The sequence below is a fragment of the Sulfitobacter indolifex genome (assembly GCF_022788655.1).
Lineage (GTDB): Bacteria > Pseudomonadota > Alphaproteobacteria > Rhodobacterales > Rhodobacteraceae > Sulfitobacter > Sulfitobacter indolifex.
On sequence record NZ_CP084951.1, the window covers coordinates 2,871,777 to 2,897,560 of the forward strand.

Annotated in this window: 27 protein-coding genes; 10 read left to right on the forward strand and 17 right to left on the reverse strand. The window is 58.8% G+C overall.

Annotated elements, in window-relative coordinates:
- Position 1: 1 nt before the first annotated feature.
- The 5 genes from DSM14862_RS14000 to DSM14862_RS14020 form a co-directional block, all read right to left on the reverse strand.
- Complete coding sequence (locus tag DSM14862_RS14000; protein WP_007117925.1) at positions 2 to 841, reverse strand: NADH-quinone oxidoreductase subunit J family protein; 840 nt, start codon at positions 839 to 841, stop codon at positions 2 to 4.
- A complete protein-coding gene (locus DSM14862_RS14005) occupies positions 838 to 1,752 on the reverse strand; it encodes an NADH-quinone oxidoreductase subunit H (RefSeq protein ID WP_007117926.1) in 915 nt (304 codons plus the stop codon). Before DSM14862_RS14005 ends, DSM14862_RS14000 begins: the two co-directional genes overlap by 4 nt.
- Positions 1,749 to 2,771, reverse strand: a complete 1,023-nt coding sequence (locus tag DSM14862_RS14010; protein ID WP_007117927.1) for a hypothetical protein — start codon at positions 2,769 to 2,771, stop codon at positions 1,749 to 1,751. The genes DSM14862_RS14005 and DSM14862_RS14010 overlap by 4 nt, the downstream gene beginning before the upstream one ends.
- Positions 2,768 to 3,109, reverse strand: a complete 342-nt coding sequence (locus DSM14862_RS14015; RefSeq protein ID WP_007117928.1) for an NADH-quinone oxidoreductase subunit A — start codon at positions 3,107 to 3,109, stop codon at positions 2,768 to 2,770. Before DSM14862_RS14015 ends, DSM14862_RS14010 begins: the two co-directional genes overlap by 4 nt.
- 163 nt (positions 3,110 to 3,272) lie before the next feature.
- Positions 3,273 to 3,779, reverse strand: a complete 507-nt coding sequence (locus DSM14862_RS14020) for a DUF305 domain-containing protein (RefSeq protein ID WP_083804524.1) — start codon at positions 3,777 to 3,779, stop codon at positions 3,273 to 3,275.
- Between the two features lie 257 nt (positions 3,780 to 4,036).
- On the opposite strand from DSM14862_RS14020, the gene DSM14862_RS14025 reads away from it, so the two are divergent.
- Entirely contained in the window at positions 4,037 to 4,183 is a 147-nt protein-coding gene (locus DSM14862_RS14025) for a hypothetical protein (protein WP_165481266.1), read from the forward strand.
- Between the two features lie 460 nt (positions 4,184 to 4,643).
- Here the strand turns inward: DSM14862_RS14025 and DSM14862_RS14030 are convergent, their stop codons facing one another.
- The gene (locus tag DSM14862_RS14030; RefSeq protein ID WP_007117931.1) at positions 4,644 to 4,955 is read right to left on the reverse strand and encodes an ETC complex I subunit; all 312 of its coding nucleotides are present in this window, start codon (positions 4,953 to 4,955) and stop codon (positions 4,644 to 4,646) included.
- A gap of 141 nt (positions 4,956 to 5,096) precedes the next feature.
- On the opposite strand from DSM14862_RS14030, the gene DSM14862_RS14035 reads away from it, so the two are divergent.
- The gene (locus DSM14862_RS14035) at positions 5,097 to 5,381 is read left to right on the forward strand and encodes a hypothetical protein (RefSeq protein ID WP_007117932.1); all 285 of its coding nucleotides are present in this window, start codon (positions 5,097 to 5,099) and stop codon (positions 5,379 to 5,381) included.
- Positions 5,382 to 5,468: 87 nt separating this feature from the next.
- Positions 5,469 to 7,673, forward strand: coding sequence for an excinuclease ABC subunit UvrB (gene uvrB / locus DSM14862_RS14040; RefSeq protein ID WP_007117933.1), 2,205 nt, complete (start codon positions 5,469 to 5,471; stop codon positions 7,671 to 7,673).
- Positions 7,674 to 7,734: 61 nt separating this feature from the next.
- On the opposite strand, the gene DSM14862_RS14045 is transcribed toward uvrB, so the two are convergent.
- Positions 7,735 to 8,004: a hypothetical protein gene (locus tag DSM14862_RS14045; RefSeq protein WP_007117934.1), complete on the reverse strand. Its 270-nt coding sequence runs from the start codon at positions 8,002 to 8,004 to the stop codon at positions 7,735 to 7,737.
- Positions 8,005 to 8,249: 245 nt separating this feature from the next.
- Positions 8,250 to 8,606: a PRC-barrel domain-containing protein gene (locus DSM14862_RS14050; protein ID WP_007117936.1), complete on the reverse strand. Its 357-nt coding sequence runs from the start codon at positions 8,604 to 8,606 to the stop codon at positions 8,250 to 8,252.
- Positions 8,607 to 8,789: 183 nt separating this feature from the next.
- Here DSM14862_RS14050 and DSM14862_RS14055 point away from each other — a divergent pair, with 183 nt between their 5' ends.
- Together DSM14862_RS14055 and DSM14862_RS14060 are read left to right on the forward strand one after the other, a co-directional pair.
- Entirely contained in the window at positions 8,790 to 8,975 is a 186-nt protein-coding gene (locus DSM14862_RS14055) for a PLDc N-terminal domain-containing protein (RefSeq protein WP_007117937.1), read from the forward strand.
- Between the two features lie 120 nt (positions 8,976 to 9,095).
- Positions 9,096 to 9,767, forward strand: coding sequence for a hypothetical protein (locus DSM14862_RS14060; protein ID WP_007117938.1), 672 nt, complete (start codon positions 9,096 to 9,098; stop codon positions 9,765 to 9,767).
- Positions 9,768 to 9,827: 60 nt separating this feature from the next.
- Here the strand turns inward: DSM14862_RS14060 and DSM14862_RS14065 are convergent, their stop codons facing one another.
- The 3 genes from DSM14862_RS14065 to DSM14862_RS14075 form a co-directional block, all read right to left on the reverse strand.
- The gene (locus DSM14862_RS14065) at positions 9,828 to 12,116 is read right to left on the reverse strand and encodes a glycosyl hydrolase family 28-related protein (RefSeq protein ID WP_007117939.1); all 2,289 of its coding nucleotides are present in this window, start codon (positions 12,114 to 12,116) and stop codon (positions 9,828 to 9,830) included.
- A gap of 147 nt (positions 12,117 to 12,263) precedes the next feature.
- The gene (locus DSM14862_RS14070; RefSeq protein ID WP_007117940.1) at positions 12,264 to 12,677 is read right to left on the reverse strand and encodes a DUF4864 domain-containing protein; all 414 of its coding nucleotides are present in this window, start codon (positions 12,675 to 12,677) and stop codon (positions 12,264 to 12,266) included.
- Between the two features lie 60 nt (positions 12,678 to 12,737).
- On the reverse strand, positions 12,738 to 14,318 hold the full coding sequence (locus DSM14862_RS14075; RefSeq protein ID WP_007117941.1) for a lysine--tRNA ligase: 1,581 nt from the start codon (positions 14,316 to 14,318) through the stop codon (positions 12,738 to 12,740).
- Between the two features lie 122 nt (positions 14,319 to 14,440).
- Between DSM14862_RS14075 and DSM14862_RS14080 the strand changes: the two genes are divergently transcribed.
- Positions 14,441 to 14,863, forward strand: coding sequence for a tellurite resistance TerB family protein (locus DSM14862_RS14080; protein WP_007117942.1), 423 nt, complete (start codon positions 14,441 to 14,443; stop codon positions 14,861 to 14,863).
- Between the two features lie 7 nt (positions 14,864 to 14,870).
- Here DSM14862_RS14080 and dacB read toward each other — a convergent pair whose 3' ends face one another.
- Positions 14,871 to 16,403, reverse strand: coding sequence for a D-alanyl-D-alanine carboxypeptidase/D-alanyl-D-alanine endopeptidase (dacB, locus tag DSM14862_RS14085; RefSeq protein WP_007117943.1), 1,533 nt, complete (start codon positions 16,401 to 16,403; stop codon positions 14,871 to 14,873).
- A 151-nt stretch (positions 16,404 to 16,554) separates the two neighbouring features.
- On the opposite strand from dacB, the gene DSM14862_RS14090 reads away from it, so the two are divergent.
- Positions 16,555 to 17,388, forward strand: coding sequence for a DMT family transporter (locus tag DSM14862_RS14090; protein ID WP_007117944.1), 834 nt, complete (start codon positions 16,555 to 16,557; stop codon positions 17,386 to 17,388).
- Here the strand turns inward: DSM14862_RS14090 and DSM14862_RS14095 are convergent.
- The 3 genes from DSM14862_RS14095 to DSM14862_RS14105 all read right to left on the reverse strand — a co-directional run bounded on the left by DSM14862_RS14095 (position 17,380) and on the right by DSM14862_RS14105 (position 20,052).
- Positions 17,380 to 17,973 (reverse strand): nicotinate-nucleotide adenylyltransferase, encoded by a 594-nt coding sequence (locus DSM14862_RS14095; RefSeq protein WP_083804526.1) that lies wholly within the window; start codon positions 17,971 to 17,973, stop codon positions 17,380 to 17,382. The genes DSM14862_RS14090 and DSM14862_RS14095 overlap by 9 nt on opposite strands.
- Before the next feature lie 82 nt (positions 17,974 to 18,055).
- Positions 18,056 to 19,603 carry an alanine/glycine:cation symporter family protein gene (locus DSM14862_RS14100; protein WP_007117946.1) on the reverse strand — a complete coding sequence of 516 codons (1,548 nt, stop codon included), beginning with the start codon at positions 19,601 to 19,603 and terminating at the stop codon, positions 18,056 to 18,058.
- An 11-nt stretch (positions 19,604 to 19,614) separates the two neighbouring features.
- Positions 19,615 to 20,052 carry a universal stress protein gene (locus DSM14862_RS14105; protein ID WP_007117947.1) on the reverse strand — a complete coding sequence of 146 codons (438 nt, stop codon included), beginning with the start codon at positions 20,050 to 20,052 and terminating at the stop codon, positions 19,615 to 19,617.
- A gap of 356 nt (positions 20,053 to 20,408) precedes the next feature.
- Here DSM14862_RS14105 and ettA point away from each other — a divergent pair, with 356 nt between their 5' ends.
- Complete coding sequence (ettA, locus tag DSM14862_RS14110) at positions 20,409 to 22,064, forward strand: energy-dependent translational throttle protein EttA (RefSeq protein WP_007117948.1); 1,656 nt, start codon at positions 20,409 to 20,411, stop codon at positions 22,062 to 22,064.
- Between the two features lie 150 nt (positions 22,065 to 22,214).
- Here ettA and DSM14862_RS14115 read toward each other — a convergent pair whose 3' ends face one another.
- Positions 22,215 to 23,192 (reverse strand): response regulator, encoded by a 978-nt coding sequence (locus DSM14862_RS14115; protein ID WP_243254279.1) that lies wholly within the window; start codon positions 23,190 to 23,192, stop codon positions 22,215 to 22,217.
- Between the two features lie 376 nt (positions 23,193 to 23,568).
- On the opposite strand from DSM14862_RS14115, the gene DSM14862_RS14120 reads away from it, so the two are divergent.
- A complete protein-coding gene (locus DSM14862_RS14120; protein ID WP_007117950.1) occupies positions 23,569 to 23,775 on the forward strand; it encodes a cold-shock protein in 207 nt (68 codons plus the stop codon).
- Positions 23,776 to 23,918: 143 nt separating this feature from the next.
- Entirely contained in the window at positions 23,919 to 24,470 is a 552-nt protein-coding gene (locus tag DSM14862_RS14125; RefSeq protein ID WP_040700650.1) for a L,D-transpeptidase, read from the forward strand.
- A 331-nt stretch (positions 24,471 to 24,801) separates the two neighbouring features.
- On the opposite strand, the gene DSM14862_RS14130 is transcribed toward DSM14862_RS14125, so the two are convergent.
- The gene (locus DSM14862_RS14130) at positions 24,802 to 25,782 is read right to left on the reverse strand and encodes an ABC transporter substrate-binding protein (protein ID WP_007117952.1); all 981 of its coding nucleotides are present in this window, start codon (positions 25,780 to 25,782) and stop codon (positions 24,802 to 24,804) included.
- Positions 25,783 to 25,784 lie beyond the last annotated feature (2 nt).

The following is a 25,784-nucleotide window of genomic DNA, read 5'->3' on the forward strand; positions in this document are numbered from 1 at the left end:
ATCAATGCTCCTTCATCGGCCTGGTGCCGTGACCTTCATGCCGGTCCGGTGCTGGCTCTTGTCTGGGCTTCTCTGGATCGGCGCCTTCGGGGTCAGCGCCGGTTGTGTGTCCTACGTGACCCGTATGCCCTGCTGACAACGCCGGGTCGTCGTCGGCCATCTCGTGACCCATATGGCCAGTGCCTTGGGCGCCGTCCTTCTTGTTAGTCATCTTGTCATGACCACCATGACCACCATGCCCTCCGTGGCCTCCGTGGCCTCCGTGGCCACCGCCTTCCTCCACCTTGCGCCCCGCAGGTGTTCCGCCCGGATGAAGCCCTGGGGGGACAGCACCCTCGTCCGACACGCCAAACCGGCCACGGCGGCTCGATAAGATGACAGCGCCGAGCATGGTCGCCAATAGCGTCACCCCGGCGGTCTCGAATATCAGCATCGAGCTGCCCAGCAGGTTGATGCCCAGATCACGCATGGTATCCCGACCCGCAGGCAGGGGATTATGCGGTAGGTCAGTTGCCAGCACCGCGACTGTGAGGCCGATGAAAGCTACAATGCCCGCTCCTATCGACAGGCGGTATTGATGCACCATCTGCATCGGGTTCAGGCCTGCCGGGTTCATCATGAACATCACCATGAAAAGACCCATGACCATCATCTCGACCGCCATCATAAATACCGTGGCGACGCCGATGTAATCGGCAGACATCAATAGCGCGATGGCACCGACACAGATGAACGATACCATCAGCGCGAATGTTGCACGGATCATCGAGTCGACCCGAAACACCCGCCAGCCGCTCCAGATGGCGATCGCCGAGAGGATATAGAAAGCAATATCCGTCATGCCAGCGCCACCAGTCCGGCCAGCAACAAGTCCAAGAAGGCAATTGGCAGCAGGACCTTCCAGATCAGCCCGAGCATCCGTGCTACGGGCATACGCGCCAGCAGATGAGACTGGGCGATAATGACAGCCATGATGGTTAGTGTTTTGAACGCGAGCCAGACAACACCCGGAAGAACCGGGCCGAGATAGCCGCCCAGAAATGCCGAGGCGGCCACGGCAGAAAAGCCAACTAACATGGACATTCTTGCCACCTGCCAACCAGCCCGATTAGCGCCTGAATCTTCGATGGACGTGCCGCCTGCAAGGTCAGCACTGTCGGCGTAGTCGAGTGGTCCGCGCAGCGTAAGTGACAATCCCAACAGTATGAAGAGGGGCAGCCCAAGCGGTTGGCGGATCACATTCCATAGGTCTTCTTGCGACGTCACGATAGCGCGCAGATCAAGCGACTCTGCAGGCAGTGCGGCGGCGATCAGGACAAACATGCTAAGCAGCATGATCGGCAGCCCAATAGCGACGTAGCGATAGGCCCCGATCAGGGCGAGTGGGGAATTGGGTGACCAGCCGTGCAAAAACACAAGCACAACCACGAGGGACTCGCACGCCCCCCACAGCACCACACTGGTTTCGAGGCCAATCACCGCAGACTGTGGCCCAAGCGGTACGACAGCGAGACCAATCGCACCGAGCGTCAGAAAACCCGAGATGGACAGGAACCAGTTCATTCTGTCTGGCGCCTCGGTCGAAATGCGTTGCCGAGACACTTCCGCCGCAGCGGCATAGAGCGGCGTTAGCAAACTGCCCCCAGTGCGTCCGGCCAGCCATCGGTAGAAAAACGTGTCCAGAACCGCAGCGATAAGTATGCCGACGGTCATGAATACGAGCATTATCATCAGGGTGAGGGCGACGCTCATGACATGTGCCCTGCATGGACGCCGTGATCCATGCCGCCCGCCATGGCATCGGGCTCAGGATTAGAGGTATTGGCGCAGATGGCGCGCAGCGATGCGTTGTCAAAGCTGTTCAAAACCAGCATGGCTTCGTGCCATTCCAGACCGATCAATAGATCATCAAGGCCTGTTTGCTGGACGTGCAGGGTAAAAATGGGTTCTGAGGTGCCGGTCAGCAGGTCAAAGCGCGTGCGTACGTCCGATCCGTCATGGGTGCGGCCCAACCCTTCGGGGATTGCTGCCCGCGCGCCCGATAAGCGGATCAGCCGTTTGAGGGTCGCATTGCCGATGTTGGTGGCGCGTAACATCCGTTCGGCCAGTGCGGGCAGTCCAAGAAGATTGAGTAGAACCCAACCGCGTTGTTCCTGGGTTTCGAACGGCGGATGCGCAACCGCAACGTTCTGTATCATGTCACCTTGGAGAGTGAGGGTCAGGACGAGCCCGGGCGGGAGCATGGGGAGAAAAGGACCGAAATCTGCGGTGTAGGCATCAAGCTCCAGCCCATCCCGCAGATCGGCGGCTGTCATCGCCATTGGCCTTCCATAAGGCGTGCCGCCCATCATGCCTTTACCGCCCTGACCATGTGGACCAATCCCACGCCACTCGTTTGGCGGGGCATCTGGCAAAAAATCGGGCTCGGTCTTGAGACTGCCAACCAGCAGATCTCTGTGAATTGCCCTCAGCAAAACGCTGATTTTCGCTATTTCTTCTATTCTCGTCGCGCCTGACAACTCATTCCGTGAATGCCAGAGAGCGCTGGCGCGGGGGTGCGGCAACTGGTCATGCAGGCGGTGTAGTTGAGGAATAAGAGCCTCTGGTATCGTGCCTACAACCAACAAAACCGCTGCGGCTCGCGGCGTCTCAACAACGCGCAATCCAGGGGATTTAGCCAGCACGCTCGCAGCATCAGCAGGGGCACCTTCACCAAAGGCTACAAACACCGGCACTTCGGCCAGCCCTGCCATTTTTGCAAGCCAGCTCATTCCCACCGAAAAATACCCTCCCGCCAGCCATAGACGATCCCGACCGATAGAATGACCAAGAACATACCCATCTCTGCCAGCGCCTTGGGGCCTTCCTCTACGAAAACCACGGCCCAAGGATACATGAACATCATCTCCATCTCGAAGGCGACGAACAGCAGCGTCATCGTGTAGTACCGGACGTGGAAACGTTGCCATGCATGGGTCTCAGGATCACTGCCACCGAGTATAGGGCGCTTCTGAGGATAGGTGCTCGGACCCGTACCGCCTGCCCGCAATGCTGCGGTGAACAGCATTGAGAATGCAAAGATCAAAATGATGGCGATCAATGTCGTCATGAATTTTGGTATCCCTTATGCCCAAGCAAGGTTACCTATCGGTGCGAACTATAAAAGCCTTCTTCCTGCTGGAGCCTTGCACTTTTTCTGAGGCCTGCGCGTCCAGTGGCTGTGACATCAAACAGTAGACCAGATCACAGGAAGGCTATCTTGCTGGCAAAATTCAGCCCTTTTCACCGTACCAGCTATGGCGCCAGTCGATCATTTTGCCGATCTCTTGGGCCTGAGCATCGATAATGCTCCTCGAAAGCTTCTTGATGTCGCTGTTGGAGCTCTGTTTCAGAGCGACCGCTGCCATTTCAATTGCAGAGGCATGGTGCGGCAGTTGTGAATCGATGAATGCTTTGTCGAAGGGTGTCTTTTTTGCGAGTTCTTCTGGGCTGTCCATCCCGAGCATGCTGCGCTCATGGGGATGGGTTTCCGTCGCGACTTCATCAGGACCATCAAGGTCTTCGATTATGCCATCGAGCGTTTTGATTTCTTTCTTCTGATCTTCGATCATGGTCTTTGCGAACTGGACGAGTTCGCTGTGCTCGCCTTTTTCCACCGCAACCTCGGCCATTGATACCGCCATCGCATGATGTGCAGACATCATATTGACGAACCGTAGATCGGAATATTCTCCATTGTGAACCAAATTTGCAGTCGCTTGGCGCTGTGACGTCATCATCGTTCTCCTTTGGTTAGTGTTGGAAACGCGGAATAGCCGCTATGGTTCCGGTCGGATAAGTTGCGCCACGGGAAGAGGCCTACCTTTCCACGTCAGATTTTCGCTGAAGCATGCGCTTCTTAACCGAAGGTCTGAAAGCTAAGCACGGCGCACTGGGCTTAGCCGGAACATTCATCAGACAGTTTGAGTTATGGGTAAAAGACGCCTGAAGCCAAACAGCCGTGGGCTCTGCCCGCCAATAGATAATGGAGCACCCGATGCCAAACGAACCAGACTACGCCAAAGAAAAGCGCCCGCCGCACCGCAAGCGGCATAATGCACAAGACGATCACGAGGGAGCCGCTCACAGTCCTGAAGAGTTCGATTCAAAGAATCCACAGAAAGTGCTCAAGGAGGACGACTAAGCCTCATGAGTTGATGCTGCTATCTAATGCTCGGATGCCATGCAAGGCACGGGTCCGCTCTGCAAACCTGCACCCGCTGAAAATTCTGCAAGATGGACGAATGGCCGGTCTGGTGAAGCTGCACCGCAGCGCTCAGCCACGAGGCGAACGGCAGGTCAGGGCCGTGTGCGCCGATGTAGCAATACCTATCCGGCGGGCCTGGTTTTTTTGGCCCCCATAAAGCATCTCGGGTCAATGCTGGGCAGAACTTTAGCGTTCATATGACGCCCGGTTTCTTCCTTGCACCGGTGTCATAACTGTTTGGTAGTGAGTTTATCTCGGAATTGAGCCGCCTTACCATGCAGCCCTCCCCAATACGACATACACAAAATATCGCCACCATCCGGCGACACGACGCTAAACATAGACCTCGGGAAAAACTCAGCCTTCCACGGGAAAATCCTAGATATGTCTTACACCCTCAGTGCGTCCAAGCTCCACGACGCCCGGTTGCAAAATTCTCACCGTAGCCGCCGGCGCGGATGTTTGGCTTGCGCTTGTTCGGCAGTTGCACCTGCGCATCGATGCCATGATCGCGGGCATATTCCTCGGCGGCTTCGCGGGTGTCGAACTCCAAGCGCACTTGGCTTTGCGTATCGTCCGACGAGGTCCAACCCATCAGAGGATCAACGCTGCGTGCTTCCGCTGGCGAAAACTCAAGCAGCCAGACACGGGTCTTGGCCGTGCCGGAGGACATCGCTGTACGGGCGGGTTGGTAGATACGTGCGCGCATTTCGGGACTCTCGCTTCAGGAACCTCGCGCTTTATCTAATATTCCGCGCCAAGGGGCAAGGGAATGCAAGACAGCGCAAATAAACCCTACCATGCTGCAGTGCAGAGACTACATGAGGATAACCCCATTGGAGCACTCCACATGAACCCCTTCGCCCTATTCGCCATGCAAAGCCAACTGGCCTCGCTGGCAGTTGAAACCCAGATTGTCATGTCATTGCGCATTCTGGCCATGGCCGGTGCGCTCCCCGCGCGACCCGGCGAGAATAACCGCATGGTTGCCGAAAAAGGCCCCGCCATGGCCAAGGCTTTCCACGCTGGTACGCAGGCGGCGATGTCGGGCAAAAGCCCTGACCAAATCATGAACGCCTCGCTTGCGCCCTTGGCCCGAAAAGTACGTCAGAACCGCAAACGGCTGATGAAGTAGAGGCAAAAGCGACCTTCACGGCCCCCTGCCCCTTGAACCGAGCGTGAAAGAGGGCACCTATGGGGAGCCCGACGAAGGATACCCGCGATGCCCTATGCCCAGACCGATAAATCGGAAGGTATGCCGCTTTTGGCAAACCCCGCCCCCGATGTCCGCACCCGCCCTAAGCTGGAGGGCGGGCATAGCTTTAAATTGGTCACTGAGTTTGCCCCGGCAGGCGATCAGCCGACAGCGATCAAGGAACTGACCGAGGGCGTGAACTCAGGCGAACGCGATCAGGTGCTTTTGGGGGCGACCGGTACAGGTAAGACCTTTACCATGGCCAAGGTCATCGAAGAGACGCAGCGCCCGGCGATCATCCTTGCGCCGAACAAGACGCTCGCGGCGCAGCTTTACGGAGAGTTCAAAGGCTTCTTCCCAGACAACGCCGTGGAATATTTCGTTTCCTACTACGATTACTACCAGCCCGAAGCCTATGTCGCGCGCTCCGACACCTTCATCGAGAAGGAATCACAAATCAACGAGCAGATCGACCGGATGCGCCACTCCGCCACACGCGCGCTCCTGGAACGGGATGATGTGATTATCGTGGCCTCTGTGTCGTGCATCTACGGCATCGGTAGTGTTGAGACCTACGGCGCGATGACCCAAGACCTGAAGGCCGGCGAAAGCTATGACCAGCGTAAGGTCATCGCCGATCTGGTGGCCCAACAGTACAAACGCAATGACGCGGCCTTCCAGCGCGGCTCCTTTCGGGTGCGCGGTGACAGCCTTGAGATTTTCCCGGCTCACCTTGATGACCGCGCTTGGCGGCTCAGCTTCTTCGGCGAGGAGCTGGAAAGCATCACCGAGTTCGATCCGCTCACCGGAGAGAAGACCGACACCTTCGACCAGATCCGCGTCTACGCGAACAGCCACTATGTGACGCCCAAACCAACGATGTCGCAGGCGATCATCGGCATCAAGAAAGAGCTGCGCACGCGGCTTGATCAACTGGTTGCAGACGGCAAATTGCTGGAGGCGCAGCGGCTGGAGCAACGGACGAACTTCGATATCGAGATGCTAGAGGCCACCGGCGTCTGCAACGGGATCGAGAACTATTCACGCTACCTCACCGGCCGCGCGCCCGGTGAGCCACCCCCTACCCTGTTCGAGTTCATCCCCGACAATGCGATCGTCTTCGCGGATGAATCCCACGTCTCGGTCCCGCAGATTGGCGGCATGTACAAGGGCGACTATCGACGCAAATTCACGCTGGCCGAACACGGCTTCCGCCTGCCGTCCTGCATGGACAACCGCCCGCTGAAGTTCGAGGAATGGGATGCCATGCGCCCGCAATCGGTCTTTGTGTCGGCCACGCCCGCAGCGTGGGAGATCGAGCAAACGGGCGGCGTTTTCACCGAACAAATCATTCGCCCGACCGGCCTGATCGACCCATATATTGAGATCCGCCCCGTGGAAATGCAGGTCGACGATCTGCTGGATGAGGTGCGCAAAGTCGCCGCCGATGGCTACCGCACGCTGTGCACCGTACTGACCAAGCGCATGGCCGAAGACCTGACCGAATACATGCACGAACAGGGCATCCGCGTGCGCTACATGCACTCGGACATTGACACGATCGAGCGGATCGAGATTCTGCGCGATCTCCGGCTGGGTGCATTCGACGTGCTGATCGGGATTAACCTGCTGCGCGAGGGGCTCGATATCCCTGAATGCGGACTGGTGGCCATTCTGGATGCGGACAAAGAAGGCTTCCTGCGCTCGGAAACCTCGCTGATCCAGACCATCGGTCGTGCGGCGCGTAACGCCGATGGGCGCGTCATCATGTATGCCGACCGCATCACCGGCAGCATGGAACGGGCGATGGGCGAAACCGACCGCCGCCGCGCCAAGCAGATGGCCTATAACGAGGAACACGGTATCACGCCTGCAACGGTCAAGAAGAACGTCGATGACATTCTGGCCGGACTTTACAAAGGCGATGTCGATATGAACCGCGTGACAGCCAAGGTCGATAATCCGCTGGCCGGGGGCAACCTTCAAACCGTGCTGGACGGACTTCGCACGGACATGCGCAAAGCGGCAGAAAACCTCGAGTTTGAGGAGGCCGCGAGGCTGCGAGATGAGGTCAAGCGTTTGGAAGCTGTTGACTTGGCAGTGGCCGATGACCCGATGGCCCGACAGCAGGCCGTGGATCGGGCGGTGGATGCGGCACAGAAAGCGTCAGGGCGCAGCACCTCTGGCCGTGGCGGGATGCGCGGCGGCAATGTAAAGCGCCGCAAGCGCTGAATGAAAAAGGGCCGCCCCTTAGGGGGTGGCCCGTGCATCCGGTATAGGGATTTAACCCAAACTATCGTCGCAGCGCGGCGACAAGGGCCAGTACCAGCCCCGCACCAATGGCGGCCACAACCAGCAGCAAAAGCAATCCTCCGGCGGCTACAACCGTAACACCAAGCGCGGCTAGGATAAACGGCAGGGCCACAGCGCCGACCACCCCCAGAATGAGGTAGAGCAGCTTGTTTCGGCCTGCCACGGCCCCGGCAATTGCCCCGGCCACAAGCCCGACCACCACAAGCGCAATCAGCGCTACTGCGCCAAGCGTATCAAGAAAGGCTTCCATCAAACGGGTCTCCTAGATTAATCAGATGAATGGCACAAACGGCACGCCACAACCGGCAAGGGTAAGCAGCAGGCCAAGAGCGATCAAACGGTACATCGAAAGTTCCCTTTCCAGTCACGGCCCAATCGCCGCGCCTTCTAAGAGACCCGATCCGCGCCGCAAAAACAATGGGCTGCGCAGGATATCGCCCGCGAGAAAAAGGGGGAGGCGCTGCCGCCACCCCTCGCAAATTTTCAGAATACGCATCACAGCCAGTAGTAAGGCACCCCGTAGTGGTCGAAGGTCCGCTCTTGCCACGCGCGGTCGCTGTCCCAGCGGTCGGTCCGCTCCGGTGCACCTTTTACCGTGGCTTCATCAATGTTTGTCATGAAGCCATCGCGGGCCGGATCATAGTCGAGCGCGTTCCACGGCACGGGGTAATGTTCCTCACCCATGCCCAAAAAGCCTCCGAAACCCATAACGGCATAGGCAACTTTGCCGGATTTCTTGTCGATCATCAGGTGATCGATATGGCCGATTTCGGTCCCATCCGCGCTGAAAACGGCGGTGCCGTTCACATTGTCAGAAGAAACCAGCGATGCCGGTGTTGTCTGGTCAGTCATGGCCTGTTCCTCTTGTAAGTGCTGTGACGGTAGAACCCGAGGCAAGGGTTGCCGGTTCCCGTATGACGGGCAGGATGGCAAGTTCTGGCTTATCCACTTCGCAACACGGTCACGGGAACCAAACGGATCGTCGTGGGGTTGAGCATCCAATAGGAAATGCACGCACCTTAAAGGAGACACACAATGGAATATGGACTTCTCGGGCTTATCGTCCTCATCGCCGACATCTATGCCATCTATCAGGTTTTCACCTCCGGCGCCTCTGGCGCGGCCAAGATTGCTTGGATTTTAGGCATCATCATCCTGCCGGTCTTGGGCTTCATCGTCTGGCTGATCGCGGGCCCGCGTGGCAACAAAGCTCACGTGTAAACAGACTGACCTAGACGAAGACAAAAACCCGGTGCCCTTGGTGCCGGGTTTTCATTTACCACTCTTACAACGAAACGATTTGTTAACCCAAATTAACCAAGATCGCGGCAGGAGCCTGCCATGCGATCTGTATTTTTTCTTACCCTACTAGCCTGCCAGCTCTGCGCCACAACTGGCCAAGCCGGGCCGTGGCTGCGTGACAAAGGGACCAGCTTCGTCTCCTCATCCTTCTCTGCCACCTACTTCTACGACCTCACCCAAAGCACGTATATTGAGTATGGCCTGCGCGAGAAGCTCACCTTAGGATTTGACCTAAACACAGCGCAAAGCCGGTTTGGCCTGCAAAGCGGCAGCGCAACCGCGTTTCTGCGTTTTCCATTGGGAGATCCAACCGAATGGGGACGCTGGGCCTATGACCTTGGCGCCGGGGCAAGCTGGACAGATGCGTTCATCTCCCCCCATGTCAGGGCCGGGCTGTCATGGGGCCGTGGCTTTACCCTTGGCGCGCGGAACGGGTGGCTGACCGTCGATGCCACGGCGCAATGGGAGTTTGGAGTGTCGCAGGAGGTTATCAAACTTGATGCCACTGCCGGGTTCGACTTTACCGAAGCAACCACCGGCATGGCGCAGATTTTCATCACCTACACCGAGGGCGAAACCTACGCTAATTTTGCGCCCTCCATCGTTCTCTCGCCCCGCTTCAGTAAATACCGTGTGCAGCTCGGCAGCGAAGTTCCCTTCGACGCGCCTGAAAACACTGCCCTTACCCTTAGCCTTTGGCGGGAGTTCTAATGCAAACAGCCCCACCGGATCATCGGCGGGGCCGTTCATTGCTATATCATTGAGTGGGGGCTACCGGCTGTCCATCCGCACCATGACCGAGACTTTCCCCTTCACCGGCGTGGGCCAAACCAAATGGATCTGATCCCGATCAGCCCCTTCAGCATGTGTGACGTAAGGCATGTCAAACTGCGCTACATTGTTGCTGTTGCGGATCGCGCCATGGGCCATCACGGCATCGGTATTCAGCGCCTGCCCCTCAAACGGTAGGTGCCCGGAAGTATTAATGACCCATGTCTCCGAAGGCGTGGACTGATTGAACTCAATCTCGGCCATATTCTCCACTTGCGTCGTAACAGCGTGAAAAGAATTGCCTTTCATCACCACGTTCTTGCAACGCGACATATCGAGGTCAGCAAAAGTCGTGTCCACCCGCTCTGCCCGGTCGATGCTGCCGTTCAAACTGCGGAAGCGGTTGCTGGTGATGCTTACCCCGCTCAGGAAATGCCCCGCCCCATGCGGCTTCACCACGATATAGCTGAACCATGGCGCGACCTCTCCTGACAGGAAGATATTGTCGCTAATGCTGAGCGCGCTGAACGAATAGCCTGAGGTGAAAGCCGGTGTCGGGTCTTGCTCATTCGTCCATTCGATAAAGCAATTATCGACGTAATTGCCCGTCACCACCGCGCTGGTATGGGCCGAGGCAAGGATCAGACCCGCCGAACGCACGCCGTTGTCGACCTCATCCCCTTGGAAGAAGTGATTGCCCGTCACGATGCTATTGCCGCCCGCCAGAAGCGCGAAGTGGCGGAACTTCGTCGCACGGCAATCGCGAAGCTTCACGTCGTTGGCGTTGGTGTTCAGCGCGATACTGCTGCGGTTCGGCACGGTCAGCGCATCTTCAGCCGACAGGAACTGACAGCGGTCAATCAACATGCCCTGACAGCCCCCACCGATTGAGGTGATGCCCCGGTTCTTGGGGCGGCTGACAAAACAATCGCGCAGGTGAAAGATCAGCCCCGCAGGCGCAAGATTGATAGCGCTGCAGCGGTCGTTGCACTGGAATTCGACATCCGCCATCACGAATTTTGACAGCGAGGCGAAACCGCTGAAATCCACCATGTACTGAAACTTACGGAAGGTAAAATTCTGCGTCCCCGCCGCGTCATACAGCGGTGCATTCAGGGTAATCTCTTGCGTTGCAACATTCTTGGAACGGACATAGATCTCGCGCCCCACCCCAGTGCCTTCAACCAGCGCGCCCACGGGCACATTGGCGATATTGGTCACATTGGTCAGCTTGCGACTATCCGAGGTGGCGTAGCTCGCCTGTGAAGTCACCACCACAGTGTCCCAGCTACTGCTCGATGCCGCCTCAAGCTGGCCGTTGCGGATCACCCGGCGCGTGGCATAGCTAGATTTATCCGGCACCGCCGCTTGCATATCCAGCGGTCCGGTCACATTCACCTTGCGCCCACCCATATCCAGCGAGTCGTGATCCGCGTTGTTCAGCAGCGCCTGAAAGGCCTTAAGGAAAGCGGTCTCTTCATTTTCAAACGCCTCAATATAGCTGGGCAGGTCGAAATTACGGCGCAGCAGCAGGACCGCCGCCACAGGCATGGTCACATGGCCCTCAAACTTAACTGGCGTGTCGAACGTGACATCACCGTTCAACAGGTAGTTCCCTGCAGGCACCAGCACCGTGCGCCCATCGGCGGCAGTATTTGCAGCCTCGAACGCGGCGGTGTCGTCGGTCACGCCATTGCCCACCGCGCCAAAGTCGCGCACATCAACCTGCGCCAGCATGTCCCGCAGGAACACCGCCGTGACATCTTCGATCTCAATATCGTCGATCCGCACCACGCCGCCCGTCGGCCCAGTCAGATCAAGCCCCAGATGCCCGTAAGCCGCCCCCGCGCCCCAAACCATATCGACCCCGCCGCGGGCGCCACTGCCGATGATCGCGCTGACCTCGACCACGTCGCCATAAGCGGCGAGCGTGGTAGACGGACCGAATTCCGGCACGCCGCTCACCCTGCCCCCGCCTGATTGCGCCGGATATCCCGCGATGCGCACCGTTGGTAGATTGCCGCTTATGGCCTTCACTCGCGCCGTCACGCGCAGGTAACACCCCGGCAACAGCGTGGTCTGCCCCATATAGCGCAGCCGCTGCGTGGACTGCGTCTTGAGCAACTCCAGCGCCCCGCCGAAATCCTGATCCGCCGGGACAAAGGCCGCATTGGCCGCGTTTTCGTAGGTGTCGGACCCCGGCGTGCCATCGCCGCTAGACCAGACATCCAGCCCCGCCGCAAAGGGCGTCGGCATCAACACCAAACCGTCGGTAATCGCCTTGTTCATCGCATTTCCTTTCCCCGGCCCGCACCTCTCACCAAGGCGCGCCGCTCAACTGCTCTGGCTCGGAGATGCCGAACCGCGAGGTCAGGGAAATATCAACGATGTGTTAATCATGACTGTGATCGCCGCGCGTATGGGCCGCAACAGACCTCACACATTCGCGCCCGGCGCATCGAGGATTTGCACCGCGCCAATGCGCCAGCCTTCCTCGGTCTGCTCCATCAGATAGCCCAGCAGATGCGTGAAGCCCTTGGGGTCAACGACCTGCACCACTTGGAAGAACCGCGTACCATCCGCGCGGCGATCCAGAAACCGCACCTCAGCGGGGTTCTGCACCATTGGGTAGCCATTGCTGACCATGCTGCGAAAATTTTCGGGGGTCTGGAAAAAGCGCTGCAAGTTCGGCGTGGCGAACTCCAAAGCAGCGGCGAAATCATCCGCGCGAAAGGCGTCAAACTGGCTGTTGATCGTCTCTTCGATCTCAGCCTGCTGCGCCGCTGCGCCAAAACTCAGGAGGGCCGAAAGCACCAGCCCTCCGAAAAACGTAAGTACCGCGTTGCGCATTGCCTTTCCCCCTTGCCCTTGCTGAATGATCTAAGTCACGCAGGGCAAGAGGCAAAAGTTTCACGCGGCGGTCAGCTTGCCCGCAAGCGCATCATCGATCAGCGCCACGGTCTCATCCACGCCGTAAAGCGCGATAAACCCGCCGAAACGCGGCCCTTGGCTGGCACCCAGCAGCACTTCGTAAAGCGCGGTAAACCAGTCGCGCAGCGGATCGAAACGCTCTTTGCCGACCGCAAAAACCATGCTTTGCAAGGCTTCGGCGTCCAAGCCTCCATCCCACACCTTCAACCGATCGCGCAGGTCTTCCAGTGCTTCACGCTCCAGCTCAGTTGGCGCGCGGAACACCTTTTGCGGTTTCACGAAGTCATTGAAATAATGCACCGCATGGCCTGCGGCCTGATCCATCCCGGGGTTGGTCTCGGGCGTGGCCTCTGGCGCATAGCGCTGGATAAAGCCCCAAAGCTGCGATTTGTCCTCGGCACTCGACACGCTCGCGAGGTTCAGCAGCATCGAGAACGGCACAACCATATCCGATTTGGGCACATCACCACCGTGAATATGCCAAACCGGGTTGTTCAACCGCCCCTTGGCATCCTGCGTCTCATAAGCCCGCAGCTGCTGGTGGTACTCATCAACCGCCTTGGGGATCACGTCAAAATGCATGCGCTTGGCCGTCTTGGGCTTAAGGAACATGAAATACGACAGGCTCTCGGTGCTGGCATAGGTCAACCACTGGTCAATCGAGATACCGTTGCCGCTGGATTTCGAGATCTTCTGCCCGTTCTCATCAAGGAACAGTTCATAGCTGAAATGCTCGGGCTTCTTGCCGCCCAAAATCTCACAAATCCGGTCATAGATCGCCGTGTTCGTCGCGTGCTCCTTGCCGTACATCTCGAAATCGACATCCAACGCGGCCCAACGCGCGCCGAAATCAGGCTTCCACTGTAGCTTTACATTGCCGCCAGTCACCGGGAGCGTCATCTCTGTGCCGTCTTCATCGTCAAAGGTGATCGTGCCGTCTTTGGCGTTGACCTCCTTCATCGGCACATACATCACGCGGCCCGTTTCAGGATGAATTGGCAGGAAGATCGAATAGGTCTGCGCCCGCTCTTCGCGCAGCGATTTCAGCATCACCGCCATGATCTCATCATACTTTTCGCAGGCGCGCAGCAGCACCTCGTCAAACTGGCCCGATCGGTAGAATTCGCGGGCCGAGTAAAACTCATACTCAAAACCAAAAGTATCAAGGAAGCGGCGCAGCATGGCGTTGTTGTGGTGGCCAAAGCTCTCATGCGTGCCAAAAGGATCCGGCACCGAAGTCAGCGGGCGGTGCATATGCTCAGCCAGCATCTCCTGCTGCGGCACATTGCCCGGCACTTTGCGCATGCCGTCGAGATCATCCGAAAAGCACACCAGCTTGGTCGGAATGTCGCTGATCTCCTCAAAGGCGCGCTTGATCATCGTAGTGCGCAGCACTTCGCCAAAAGTGCCGATATGCGGCAGACCAGAGGGGCCATAGCCCGTCTCAAACAGCACATAGCCCTTCTCTGGCGGCTTCTTCGCATAACGTTTGAGCACCCGGCGCGCTTCTTCAAAGGGCCATGCTTTGCTGCTAAGTGCCGCGTCTCGGGTCTCGGACATGTCAGATCATCCATCTTTTGGCGCCCCTGCGCCCAATGCGCACGGGGTCGCCCGTTCCTATTGCTTCGCACCCTGAGGGTCAATATTCTGCGCCGCAACATACCTGTTCAAAGGATTTCCCGATGCCCGACACATCTTCTCTCTCGCTCAGCGCTCAAGACTGCCTTGTCGCGCTGATGATCGCGGTCTCGGCCTCGGACGAAGACATTCGTACTGCCGAACTGGTGAAAATCGAATCCGCGCTGAACCTGCTGCCGGTATTTTCCGGCTATGACAACGACCGCGTCGCGACAATCAGCAAAACCGTCTTTGACCTGTTTGAGCAAGAAGACGGGCTTGATGCCCTCTTTGGCCTGATCCGCGAAGCCCTGCCCGAGCGCTTGAATGAGACTGCCTATGCGCTGGCCTGTGACGTGGCCGCCGCCGATGGCACGCTCGACGAAGCCGAGCTGCGCCTGCTCGAAGAAATCCGCTATGAGCTTAACATCGACCGGCTCCACGCCGCCGCGATTGAGCGCGGCGCGCGGGCGCGGCATCTGACCTAAATAGGCTTTAGGAGTCTTCCAAAACGGCTTCCGCTTCCGGCTGGACTTCGGGCGTGGTGTCAGCTTCAGGCGCTGCCGCAGCTTCTGGCTCTGGTTCGACCGCCGCATTATAAAGCAGCCCCCAACGCTCCAACAGGCCACGCTGCACACGTTTGGCCCGCCCATTCCACGTCCGGGCACCCGGCGGACGCTCACGCTCTGCACGGGGGATCTTGGCCCGCTGGTCCATGTTTGCAGTCAAAATCGCAAAGGCAAGCACACGGTCTTCAGGTGTGGTGAGGAACCCCGCCAGCGCAGAAACGAAATTTAGCGTCCCGGTTTTTGCGTCAATCTTTATCGGACCGTTGGTCTGCGGTCGGCCACGGTCATCACGCAGATACACAGGCTTTAAAATTGGCCGCAGCCCCGTCCCGTGAATGCGCGCCAGCCCCCCGGCCATGTCATGCACAGTCATCTTGCTGTCATCGCCGAGGCCGGAGTGGTCAACCATCGCCGGGTTTTCCATGCCCAGTTCTTCGACTGCCCATTTGTTCATTTCTGCCGCCGAAGCGCGTAGGCTTGCCACCGTCCCTAGCCGCTTAGAGCTGGCCGCCATACCGACCATCTCTGCCGTAAGGTTCGTAGAATATTCCAGCATATCTTTCAGGATCGGCTGCAGTTTCGCGCTGCGATGGGTGACGAGGGTCTCGCCTTCGGGCAGCGCTTCGGCCAGCTCTGCATCGCCCAGTTTAATGCCGTGGCTGCGGGCAATCGTCGCGAAAAGATCGCCCGCGTAAACGCCGGGCCGGCGGATTGGCAGCCAACGCGCGCCACCCGAGCCCAAGGCAGACTTCGCCACGGTCCAGACATCGCGGTCGGGCCTGTTTTCGTAAGTGTAGACCGGCCCGCTGCGGTCCACGACCTCCATCGAGGCCGCACGCACCGCTGGCGCATAACGCGCCGCGCGGCCCTCCATCGTCACGTCATAGCCGTTGCCGTCGCGCTTCCATTCGAAATGCACCCGGTTGTAGTTCAGCGCGATGCCTGAGACGCCGGGGTTATATCCCACATGATCGGGCTGTTCGGGATCAATGGCAAAAGTCGAAGGCAAAGACCCTTCATAGACCTTGAACTTGCCCTTCACCCCAATGATGCCCGCCTCTTTCAACTCTTCGGCCATCTTGCCTAGGTTGTCACTGTCGAGCGTCGGGTCGCCCCCACCGACAAGGATCAGATCGCCCTGCACTTCTCCATTGACCACGCCGCCGGTCGCCAGCAACCGCGTCTCAAACACATGATCCGGCCCTAGTTGATCCAGCGCATAAAGCGCGGTGATCGCCTTGATACTACTCGCAGGCGGAATGCCGTCAGTGGCGTTGGACGCCTCCAGCCAGATGCCGCTTTCGACATCGATCACGGCAAAGGCGACCGTGCCGGTGATCCCGCTGTCCGCGATGATCTCGGACACATTGGGAATGGCCTGTTTATATAGATCGGCATCGCGCCCAATCGGGCGCAATGAAGTTGTCGGTGCCTCGGCCCAAGCGGAGACCGCTGCCATCGCAGCAGCAGCCGTTCCAAGGAATATGCGTCGTGTAAATCTCTGGCTCATAGGGCTGATATAAACCGCATGCGGCGTTCGGCCACAACCTGTCTGACGCCCTCCCCCCTTTCGCGGTTGCACAAAACCGCCGACCTGCTAACCCCACGTCATGCAACGCGCTATTCCCATCATGTTTATCGCCATGTCGCTGATCCCCGCCGGGGACAGCGCGGGCAAGATTTTGACCACCGGAATGGGCGTGGCGCCGGTCTTCGTTGCGTGGTCGCGATTTGCCATCGGCGCGCTGATGGTCCTGCCGTTCCTGCCGCGCGGGACATGGGCGTTGATGCGCGACTGGCGGCTCTGGTTGCGGGCAGCAACGCTGGCGTCGGGGATCACATGTATTCAAACCGCGCTCCAGACCGAAGCCATCGCCAATGTCTTTGCCGCCTTCTTTATCGGGCCGATGATCAGCTACCTGTTGGCTGCGCTTTTCCTACGAGAGCGGATCACCCTGCTGCGCAGCGCGCTGATCCTGCTGGGGTTCTGCGGCGTGTTGCTGGTCGTGCGTCCTGGCATGGGCGGCGGCTCAGGCGGGCCGGGTCTGCTCTTTGCTGTAGCGGCGGGGCTCTTCTATGGCGTGTTTCTCACCATGTCACGCTGGCTGTCAGATGTGGCTGCCCCCTTGGCGCTGACCTTCACCCAACTGGCGATGAGCGCGGTGATGCTGCTGCCCTTGGGCCTAATGAACCTGCCATACGCGACCTTGGCTGTGGCCGGGCTTGCCACCACCAGCGCGCTGTTTTCCATGCTGGGCAATCTGCTACTGCTCTATGCCTATCGCCGTGCGCCCGCAACACGACTGGCGCCGCTGGTCTACTTCCAACTGATTGCGGCGGTGCTGCTGGGGCTGTTCCTGTTCAGTACCCTGCCCGACGCGCTTACATGGGCGGGCCTTGCGGTGATCATCGCCGCTGGCATCACCTCGGCCCGGCTACGCTGAGCGCCAGCCCCCCGCCGCCCGCAGCGCGGTTGACGACACATCAACCATCGGCACATTCACAAAACACCACGCGGGCGCTGTGGCATGGGCCAGCAGTTGACTGTTCCGCCCCGCAATCCGGTAGGGCGCATAAAGCGCCGCCGCCCGGCTCATTCGTGCCGAGATACGCTGTCCGGGCCGCGCGAGCACGCCAACCGGCACCGTCTCCATAATCTGCCGCCAGTCTTGCCACAGATGAAACTGCGCAAGGTTATCGGCCCCCATTAGCCAGACAAACCGCACGCCGGGATAGTGCCGCCGCAGGGCGCCGAGTGTCTGCGCCGTATAGCGCGTGCCAAGCTGCGCCTCGATATCCGTGATCTCGACCCGCGGGTGATCCATCACCGCCCGCGCCCGCGCCATGCGCTGCGCCATGGGCGCCGGTCCGTGCTCTTTCAGCGGGTTGCCGGGGCTCAGCAGCCACCACACGCGGTCCAGCCCAAACCGCTTTATTGCCTCGCGGGTGATATGCGCATGCCCTTCATGCGCCGGGTCAAACGACCCGCCCAACAGGCCGATGACCTGCCCCTTGGTGGCGAATGGCATGGTATTGCGCAAGAAAATGGCCCCCGATCAGAAATCAGGGGCCAAAGGAGGGGCATCGCGGCCCTTTGTCAATGCAAGGCGCTTACTTGTGCTTCACGATCTCGCCCGAGCGCAGCCGTGCAACATAGCTGTTCAGCTCGCGTTTCACGATCGGCATCAGGAAGTAGAGCGCAATGATGTTCACAATCGCCATCGAGAACAGCATCGCATCGCTGAAGTCGATCACCGGCCCAAGGCTTGCGGCCGCACCAATCACGATGAAGACGCAGAAGATGATCTTAAAGATCAACTCTTTCACCGCCCCTTCGCCGAACAGATAGGTCCAAGCCTTGAGGCCGTAGTAGGACCAGCTGATCATCGTCGAGAAGGCAAAGAGCACCACCGCGATCATCAGCAGGATCGGGAACCAAGAGAACGCCCGCGCGTAGGCCGCCGAGGTCAGCGCCACGCCGCTCACACCACCTTCGGTCGCGATCCGGCCCGCCTCGGCGTTCCAGATATACAGACCGGTTTCTGGGTCTTGGTTCAACACACCGCTGATGACGATCACAAGCGCGGTCATCGTGCAGATGACCACCGTGTCGATGAACGGCTCCAGCAGTGCGACATAGCCTTCAGTCACCGGCTCTTTGGTCCGCACGGCAGAGTGGGCAATCGCAGCCGAACCGATGCCCGCCTCATTGGAGAATGCCGCCCGACGGAAGCCCTGGATCAGCGCCCCGGTAAAGCCGCCAACGACACCGAGACCAGTGAAGGCCCCCATGAAGATTTGGCCAAAGGCCCAGCCGATCATATCCCAGTTGATGATCAGGATCAGCAGCGACACCAGCACATAGAAGACACCCATGAACGGCACGACCTTTTCAGTCACCCGCGCAATGGATTTCAGGCCACCCGCGATCACCGCAAAGGTCACACCAGCAAGAACGACGCCTGTGATCCAGCCCGGATAATCCCCCAGCACGCCCGCAAGCTGCGCGTGCGCTTGGTTGGCTTGGAACATGTTGCCGCCGCCAAGTGCGCCCAGAATGGTGAAGATCGAAAACAGCACCGCCATGAACCCGCCCAGCGGCAGGCCGCGTTCGGCGAAGCCCTTAACGATGTAATACATCGGCCCGCCCGAGACATGGCCGTCGGGGAATTCATTGCGGTATTTCACGCCCAGCGTACATTCGGTGAACTTGGTCGCCATGCCGAACAGGCCCGCAACCACCATCCAGAATGTCGCGCCCGGCCCGCCGATGCTGACAGCCACGGCCACGCCCGCGATGTTGCCCAGACCCACGGTGCCCGACAGCGCCGTCGCCAGCGCCTGAAAGTGGCTCACTTCGCCCGCATCGTCCGGATCAGAATAATCGCCCCGCACCAGTTGGATCGAATGCCAAAACCCTTTGACCTGAATGGCACCGAAATAGACGGTGAAGACCACCGCACCCACGACCAGCCACAGCGCGATCCATGAGAAATTCGTGCCCGGCAGCGGGGCGAAGATGAATGAAACGTACCAGCCGGTGTAATCGGCAAAAATCTGGTTGATACGCTGGTCGATGCCGACAGCCTCTTGCGCAGAGGCAAGGCCCGGCAGCAATGACGCAAAAATGGCCATCGCAAAGGTAAATAGCTTATTCATGGCTTATCCTTTCAGGGAATAATCGTGACCGGCACGCTGGAGCCCGCGACCAACCGGCCCGTCACCCCACCAAAAAGCCGCTTGAGCCCGCGCTCACCGACCCGACCGACGACGATCTGGATCGCACCGCGCTTTTTGGCGACACCTTCAAGGATATCGGCCACATCACCGTGTCGCACGATCCCCTCGACCTCCACGCCCGAGGCTTTGGCCTCTGCCACCGCCGGATCAAGCACCACGTCATGGGCGCGCTGCAACTCCTGCTCGCGCCGCATATGGCGCTGCTCGTTCTCTTCCTTGGTCTGAAAGGTGAAAGGCGACCATTCGATCACGAAGCAAACCGTGATCGAACAGTCCCCGATCTGTTTGGCCTGAGCTTGAGCAAAGGCCAAAGCACGCGCGCCGGCCTCTGATCCGTCCAGACCCACAACGATTGTGGATTTTGACATGAGTATTTCCCTGTTTTTATGACTGCCAGCCGATGCACCGCGAAGGGTGAGCACCGCTTTCAGCCTGCCTACTCCACGATGGCCGAAAATCGCCGCCCAATCGCAGATTGAAAGAATCCTAGCGCGAAAACCGCAGAAAAGTCGACTGAATTTCGCCTGCTGGCTATGTAGATCGCCTGCCAAACCATTGTAAAACCGCACAATCGCCCGCTGACCTCCTCCTTGGGCGCACCCACTGGGCAGATTTCGCAAGGCTCCGCCGGGCGACTGGCCCCGGATATACAGAGTGTTTGATATTGCCCCGCCCGGGCGATATGGCACTGCAAACCCCAAATCGCGTTTCGAGGATTCTCCAAATGGCTGCCTATCAATACGTCTATCACATGTCCGGCGTCTCCAAGACCTACCCCGGGGGCAAGAAGACATTCGAAAACATCCACCTGAACTTTTTGCCCGGCGTGAAGATCGGTGTCGTCGGCGTCAACGGCGCGGGTAAATCCACCCTGCTCAAGATCATGGCCGGGCTCGACAAGGATTTCACCGGCGAAGCATGGGCCGCTGAGGGGGCCAAAGTCGGCTACCTGCCACAGGAACCCAAGCTCGACCCGACCAAGACCGTGCGTGAAAACGTCATGGAAGGTGTGGCTGCGAAGAAGGCGATCCTTGATCGCTACAACGAACTGGCGATGAACTACTCAGACGAGACCGCCGATGAGATGGCCAAGCTGCAAGACGACATCGACGCCCAAGACCTTTGGGATCTCGACAGCCAGATCGACGTTTCCATGGAAGCGCTGCGCTGCCCGCCGGATGACGCGATGCCGGAAAACCTCTCGGGCGGTGAAGCGCGCCGCGTGGCGCTGTGTAAACTGCTGCTCGAAGCGCCCGACATGCTGCTGCTCGATGAACCGACCAACCACCTCGACGCGGAAACCATCGCGTGGCTGCAACAGCACTTGATCGACTACAAAGGCACGATCCTTGCCGTCACCCACGACCGTTACTTCCTTGATGACATCACCAGCTGGATCCTTGAGTTGGACCGCGGCCGCGGCATCCCTTACGAGGGCAACTACTCGGATTGGCTGGAACAGAAGGCCAAGCGCCTGAGCCAAGAGGCCCGCGAGGACAAATCCAAGCAAAAGACGCTTGAGCGCGAACTTGAGTGGATGCGCCAAGGTGCGAAAGCCCGTCAGGCGAAATCCAAAGCGCGGATCGCGGCCTATAACGAGATGGCCGAAACCTCCGAGCGCGAAAAACTTGCCCGCGCCCAGATCGTCATCCCCAACGGCCCGCGCCTTGGCAACAAGGTGATCGAGGTCGAAGGCCTGAAAAAGCACATGGGCGACAAGCAGTTGATCGATGGGCTGAACTTTAGCCTACCGCCCGGCGGTATCGTCGGTGTGATCGGCCCCAACGGCGCGGGTAAGTCGACGCTGTTCAAGATGCTCACCGGGCATGAACAACCCGACGAAGGCACCATCGAATACGGCGACACGGTTGATCTGTCTTATGTCGATCAGTCCCGCGATGATCTGAACCATGACGACACCGTCTGGCAGGCGATCACCGGCGGTGCCGAGATCATCAAGCTGGGTGATGCCGAGGTGAACAGCCGCGCCTATTGCTCATCGTTTAACTTCAAGGGCGGCGACCAGCAGAAGAAGGTCGGCCTGCTGTCGGGCGGTGAACGCAACCGCGTGCACATGGCGCGGCTTCTGAAAGAAGGCGGCAACGTGCTGCTGCTCGATGAACCGACCAACGATCTGGACGTCGAAACCCTCCGCGCACTCGAAGACGCGCTGGTCGATTTCGCGGGCTGCGCCGTGGTCATCTCGCACGACCGCTTCTTCCTTGACCGGATCTGTACCCACATCATGGCCTTCGAAGGCGAAGCGCATGTGGAATGGTTCGAGGGTAACTTTGAAGACTACGAAGAAGACAAGAAGCGCCGTCTGGGTGCCGATGCGCTGGAACCAAAGCGCCTGAAGCATAAGAAATTTGCACGGTAAGCTTTCTTAGTACCCAGTAAACAGAGGGCGGCGGATTTCCGTCGCCCTTTTTCGTACCCCCTTCCGGCCAGTCGCAATCCGCAAATCAAAACGCCCGCCCTACCTTTCGGCAGGAGGGACGTCTTTCACCCCTGAGAACGAGCAGAGCCCTCAGCGATCGTCGTCGATAGCGGTTTCCAACTGGGCAAACAGGTTGTCTTCGTCATGCCGCGCCAAACCGTGCAGCGGATCCCAGCCCTGCAGATATTCGCGCAGCTTGTTGCTGGCAGAAAGCCCCGACCAGAGGCGCTGCTCGGTCACCGAATGCACCTGCAAAGACGGCGCGAGCCCACCGTTCATGCCTTTTCCGTCCCAGTTCTCTTGCAGGTGCGCGCGCATTCTCTCGGCCATGGACGCCGTGTTCAGCCGCGCGCGGCTCATGACCACACCGATAAAACGGCCACTGCCTGCATAGGCCAGATGAAAGCGCATCCCCTCCAGCGAATGCACGGAGGCGCGAGCGACCTGCTCCATCTGACGGCGGAACGCGGGTGCCTTGACCGCGCGATAGATGCCGCGGGCACCATCGACCGAGATCGAAAAGAGGCTCATCGAGAAACAACCGCTCGGCAAGCGCAGCAGGTAATTCTCCAACGCTGACACGTCGCTACAGGCCGACACATCGAGGTCGAAATCCTCATCAAAGCGGATTTGCATCATCTGCGTCATCTCAGCCAGCGTATGCTGCGCCTCACGCTCCCGCAGGAGGGAGGCGTTGAGCATGCTGGCCGAATTGATCCGCGCGCTGAGCTCGACGCCGTCCAAAGGCTTGCACAAGAAATCAGTTGCCCCCGCATCAAAGGCCCGCTGCATCATTGCAGGCTCTTTGCTGGCGGTGATCATAATGATCGGCACCGCCCGGTAGTAAGGCACATCACGGATCATCTCACATAGGCTGATCCCGTTGATGCCCGGCATCATGATATCGAGGAGGAATGAATCGAAAGGCTGGTTCGACTCTTGCATGATATCAAGCGCCTCCTCCGAACTTTCGCAGCAGGTCAGCTCGTAATTGTCATTTTCGGTCAGACAGCCGGTAAGAAGGTCGAGAATGACCGGGTCATCGTCTACAGCAAGGATACGCATCATGTCTCATTTCTCCGCATGAGGGGCGCGCTGGCAGGCGCACTTGGGGCTTTCTGGCAAGAAACCACCTATGCCGGGCAGCAATGAGACAGGTTTTAGACAAACTTGAGACAGTCAATTTGAGGGTTTTCCCTATGAATCAGAGGTTTTCGGGGAATTTATGGCAGTAATTTGCCGATAATCAGAGTAGCGGCACGGTCGTTGCGGTCTAATATGCGTTGCCCCTTGAACGAATCCCCTCCCAATGCAATATAGGCGCTGCAGACGTTATCTTTTTCGACCCACTGTCTCCCTCATACGGCGCTCAGTCTATCGATCCAGACCAACAACGCCGGGCCATCGCACTTAAGCGGATGGCATAAATATGGAGACTACGGATATGGCCACTGGCACCGTAAAATGGTTCAACACAACTAAAGGCTTCGGCTTCATTGCTCCCGATGGCGGCAGCAAAGACGTTTTCGTTCACATTTCCGCTGTTGAGCGCGCTGGCCTGACCGGCCTGGCCGACAACCAGAAAGTGACCTTCGACATCGAAGCAGGCCGTGACGGCCGCGAGTCCGCGACCAACATCGCGCTGGCCTAATGGCCGGGGGCTTCGGCCCTGACCCAAGAATTTTAACCGACCTGCTGGCAACGGCAGGTCGGTTTTTTTATGTCCAGCCTTGCTAAAATGTGCCGCCGTGGCACAATGTGCGGCAAAACACCGACATCCAGATGGAGCCCGCCATGCGCCGCCGTACCTTTCTGACCAGCACCGTGGCAGCCGCCGCCCTCCCCCTCATGGCGCAGGCCCGCACCGCCGCCTATGATCCCAAACCGCAGGCCGTGCCGGTGAAAGCGCAATATGCGCCCGGTCAATTGCTCATCCTGCCGCGCAGTCACTACCTCTATCTGGTGACCGCCCCCGGGCAAGCGATGCGCTATGGCGTGGGTGTCGGCAAAGCGGGGCTGGAGTTCACCGGCACCGCAACCATCGATGTCAAAAAAGAATGGCCCACATGGCGCCCGACCAATGAGATGATTGAACGTGAGCCGCAGGCCTACCGACGTTTCATCGGCAATACCGACGCCCAGCCCGGCGGCCCCGGCAATCCACTTGGCGCGCGGGCGCTTTACCTGTTCCAAAACGGACGCGATACCTATTTCCGCATTCATGGCACGACCCAGCCGAATTCGATCGGGCGCTCGGTCTCTAACGGCTGTATCCGCATGTTGAACGAACATGTGGTCGATCTGTACCAACGCGTGCCGATTGGGACGAATGTTACGGTGCTTTAAGCAACCATCTAAGGGTGAGCAAAAGCGAGGTTTAAACCCGGCCTTCTTTGATCAACCCACTTAGCGTCTACATCAGCTCCAGATGAGAGGGGCAGCGCCTGCCCGTGGGGTGGCGATTACAACAGAGTGCATTGCCACTTTATGGCGCAGCTTTGTTGTGCGCTAGCAAAAGCAGAGCCAGCCTCATCAAATCGCCTACCCGCCGGGACGGGCAGGCGATGGCCCGGCGCCTGCGGCTTGATTCCGGGCCAAGCGACTATCTCGACCTAGCACAAACAAAAAGGGGCCAGCGCATTGCGCCAGCCCCTCTCCCTTTTATCGCCAGCAAAGCTTACTGAAGCGCTTTATCCGTGATGTCGTGGGTCCACGCGCCCTCGGGCGCTTTGGTGATCATCCCACCTTCCATGGTGATATCCGCACTCCGGTCAAACGCGGCCTCATCCAAACGACCATCGCTGCCCATCGTCAGCTTGGCAATCTCGCCCATCATCCGGGTCTGGTGCTTTTCTGTCTGCGCACCGGTCTGGTCATTCTCCAGCACGATCTCAGCGGCTTCCTCGACATTTTCCTCGGCGTACTTCCAGCCCTTCATCGAGGCCCGCACAAAACGTGCCAGCTTGTCGACCATCTCTGGGTCTTCAAGGTTTTCCTCGGTGGTATAAAGACCGTCTTCAAGGGTCGAGATGCCCTCGTCCTCATATTTGAAAACCACCAAGTCTTCAGGCGTCAGCCCGGCGTCAATCACCTGCCAGTATTCATTGTAGGTCATGGTGGTCGCGCATTCGACCTGCTTTTGCAGCAGCGGATCAACGTTGAAGTTGATCTTCTGGATGGTCACACCACCGTTTGAGCCGTCAGTCGAATAGCCCAACTTGCCCATCCAGCTTAGCAGCGGAATTTCATTACCGAAGAACCATGTACCCAGCGTGTTGCCGGGGAAGTCTTCGGGGCTCTCGATGCCGTGCTCTTTAAGGCAGGTCAGCATCAGGCCGGATTTCGCGAAGGGCTGCGCGATATTCACAATCGGTGCGCCCTTTTCCCGCGCAGCCAGCGCCGAGGGCAGCCAATCGACCATGACATCAGCACCGCCGCCGAGCAGCACCTGCACCGGCGCGATATCGGGCCCGCCTGGCTTGATTGTGACGTTCAGCCCTTCTTCTTCGTAAAACCCTTTATCCTTAGCGACGTAATAGCCGCCAAACTGGGCTTGGGTCACCCATTTAAGCTGCAAGGTCAGGTCATCTGCCGCCTGCGCCATGCCGCCCCAAAGGCCCAAGGCGACCCCTGCGGTGATCTTCGTGATATTTTTCATTA

Coding starts and splice junctions, on each gene's coding strand:
- DSM14862_RS14000 (WP_007117925.1), bottom strand. CDS start 841: ATGACGGATATTGCTTTCTATATCCTCTCGGCGATCGCCATCTGGAGC.
- DSM14862_RS14005 (WP_007117926.1), bottom strand. CDS start 1,752: ATGAGCGTCGCCCTCACCCTGATGATAATGCTCGTATTCATGACCGTC.
- DSM14862_RS14010 (WP_007117927.1), bottom strand. CDS start 2,771: ATGAGCTGGCTTGCAAAAATGGCAGGGCTGGCCGAAGTGCCGGTGTTT.
- DSM14862_RS14015 (WP_007117928.1), bottom strand. CDS start 3,109: ATGACGACATTGATCGCCATCATTTTGATCTTTGCATTCTCAATGCTG.
- DSM14862_RS14020 (WP_083804524.1), bottom strand. CDS start 3,779: ATGATGACGTCACAGCGCCAAGCGACTGCAAATTTGGTTCACAATGGA.
- DSM14862_RS14025 (WP_165481266.1), top strand. CDS start 4,037: ATGCCAAACGAACCAGACTACGCCAAAGAAAAGCGCCCGCCGCACCGC.
- DSM14862_RS14030 (WP_007117931.1), bottom strand. CDS start 4,955: ATGCGCGCACGTATCTACCAACCCGCCCGTACAGCGATGTCCTCCGGC.
- DSM14862_RS14035 (WP_007117932.1), top strand. CDS start 5,097: ATGAACCCCTTCGCCCTATTCGCCATGCAAAGCCAACTGGCCTCGCTG.
- uvrB (WP_007117933.1), top strand. CDS start 5,469: ATGCCCTATGCCCAGACCGATAAATCGGAAGGTATGCCGCTTTTGGCA.
- DSM14862_RS14045 (WP_007117934.1), bottom strand. CDS start 8,004: ATGGAAGCCTTTCTTGATACGCTTGGCGCAGTAGCGCTGATTGCGCTT.
- DSM14862_RS14050 (WP_007117936.1), bottom strand. CDS start 8,606: ATGACTGACCAGACAACACCGGCATCGCTGGTTTCTTCTGACAATGTG.
- DSM14862_RS14055 (WP_007117937.1), top strand. CDS start 8,790: ATGGAATATGGACTTCTCGGGCTTATCGTCCTCATCGCCGACATCTAT.
- DSM14862_RS14060 (WP_007117938.1), top strand. CDS start 9,096: ATGCGATCTGTATTTTTTCTTACCCTACTAGCCTGCCAGCTCTGCGCC.
- DSM14862_RS14065 (WP_007117939.1), bottom strand. CDS start 12,116: ATGAACAAGGCGATTACCGACGGTTTGGTGTTGATGCCGACGCCCTTT.
- DSM14862_RS14070 (WP_007117940.1), bottom strand. CDS start 12,677: ATGCGCAACGCGGTACTTACGTTTTTCGGAGGGCTGGTGCTTTCGGCC.
- DSM14862_RS14075 (WP_007117941.1), bottom strand. CDS start 14,318: ATGTCCGAGACCCGAGACGCGGCACTTAGCAGCAAAGCATGGCCCTTT.
- DSM14862_RS14080 (WP_007117942.1), top strand. CDS start 14,441: ATGCCCGACACATCTTCTCTCTCGCTCAGCGCTCAAGACTGCCTTGTC.
- dacB (WP_007117943.1), bottom strand. CDS start 16,403: ATGGCAGCGGTCTCCGCTTGGGCCGAGGCACCGACAACTTCATTGCGC.
- DSM14862_RS14090 (WP_007117944.1), top strand. CDS start 16,555: ATGCAACGCGCTATTCCCATCATGTTTATCGCCATGTCGCTGATCCCC.
- DSM14862_RS14095 (WP_083804526.1), bottom strand. CDS start 17,973: ATGCCATTCGCCACCAAGGGGCAGGTCATCGGCCTGTTGGGCGGGTCG.
- DSM14862_RS14100 (WP_007117946.1), bottom strand. CDS start 19,603: ATGAATAAGCTATTTACCTTTGCGATGGCCATTTTTGCGTCATTGCTG.
- DSM14862_RS14105 (WP_007117947.1), bottom strand. CDS start 20,052: ATGTCAAAATCCACAATCGTTGTGGGTCTGGACGGATCAGAGGCCGGC.
- ettA (WP_007117948.1), top strand. CDS start 20,409: ATGGCTGCCTATCAATACGTCTATCACATGTCCGGCGTCTCCAAGACC.
- DSM14862_RS14115 (WP_243254279.1), bottom strand. CDS start 23,192: ATGATGCGTATCCTTGCTGTAGACGATGACCCGGTCATTCTCGACCTT.
- DSM14862_RS14120 (WP_007117950.1), top strand. CDS start 23,569: ATGGCCACTGGCACCGTAAAATGGTTCAACACAACTAAAGGCTTCGGC.
- DSM14862_RS14125 (WP_040700650.1), top strand. CDS start 23,919: ATGCGCCGCCGTACCTTTCTGACCAGCACCGTGGCAGCCGCCGCCCTC.
- DSM14862_RS14130 (WP_007117952.1), bottom strand. CDS start 25,782: ATGAAAAATATCACGAAGATCACCGCAGGGGTCGCCTTGGGCCTTTGG.